Here is a 1,097-nt window from a genome sequence, read left to right as displayed (position 1 = left end):
CGCGTGTTCAATCATCTTCTGTTCCAAGCCAATACCCAGCACCAACAGAATCAAACGCTGATTACATTCTGCGGTGTCTATGCGTTGGCAATGACCTGCGAGAATGGCTTCACACGCTTTTTCCACCGGTGCTAACTTCACGCCGATGCCATACAGCACATGGCACAGCGCATTCGCCGTGCCCAACGGTATGATGCCGAGCTTGATGTCAGTGCCGACCAACTGGCTCGCCACTTCAGTCACCGTGCCATCGCCACCAGAGACAATCACCTGATTCACACCACTTTGTTTAGCTTGCAGTGCGAGGCTTTCTGCACTGGTGGTTTCGTCCGTTTGGCGAATGCTGAGACGATATTTTTTGGTCAACTCACGAATCACATGTTGTTCGTATTGCAGCCATTTCCCACCGCCCGCGACAGGGTTCACCACCATCCAGGTCGGCTCATCGAGTGTTAGCACGCCTTTCTCACTGATCGCGCGCAGAGTTTTGATCTGCAGATTATTGAGCCTTGCAGTACTGCGCACGCGGTTGATTTTCTGCATAACCGATTCCACCGAGAGCGATGGGTCTTTACTCAGTAAATAAGCCGCCACCACAAACACCGAACGGCCACGCCCAAGTGCGCAATGCACAACCACAGAGCGCCCGCAGGCGATTTGGGTATCAATCCAATTCATCGCATGACGTAAACGCTCCAAAGTCGGCGCTTTATGATCCAGAACGGGAATAGAAAGGTAGTTGAATTGCTTGTCAGTCATGGCGCTTTCTAAACCTGCGAACTCCGCCGTAACATCAACAATGCAGGAAATGTCGTGAGAGTCGAGAAACGCCAAATCGCTCGGGAATAAGCGCCGGGAAAGGTAAAGATTTTCGCTGACTTGTTGAATGGGAGGGACAGTATCGCGCCGTCTCTCCCAGGCGTTGTAGGCTTTCGCCCCGAGTAAGAAGGGAATGAATGCCCATCGAATCCACCAGACAATTTTTCCGTCTTGGCTTTTTCAAAAGATGGATGGAAAATCAAATAAAAAAGCCGCACTGACTAACTCAAAGGAAAGCGAAACCCAAAGCAGCAGTAAACTCACTACGATTTGAGGTA

The 1,097-nt window shown here is 50.7% G+C and carries 1 pseudogene; it reads right to left on the bottom strand.

The features are described 5' to 3' along the window. Window positions 1-1,097, bottom strand: a pseudogene (locus R7P69_RS25105) (diacylglycerol kinase family protein); the annotation flags it as partial.

Source organism: Vibrio sp. 661 (assembly GCF_033339315.1).
GTDB classification, from domain to species: Bacteria; Pseudomonadota; Gammaproteobacteria; order Enterobacterales; family Vibrionaceae; genus Vibrio; species Vibrio alginolyticus.
Note: the sequence above shows the minus strand (reverse complement) of the source record. Positions and strands in the feature narration are given on the sequence as shown.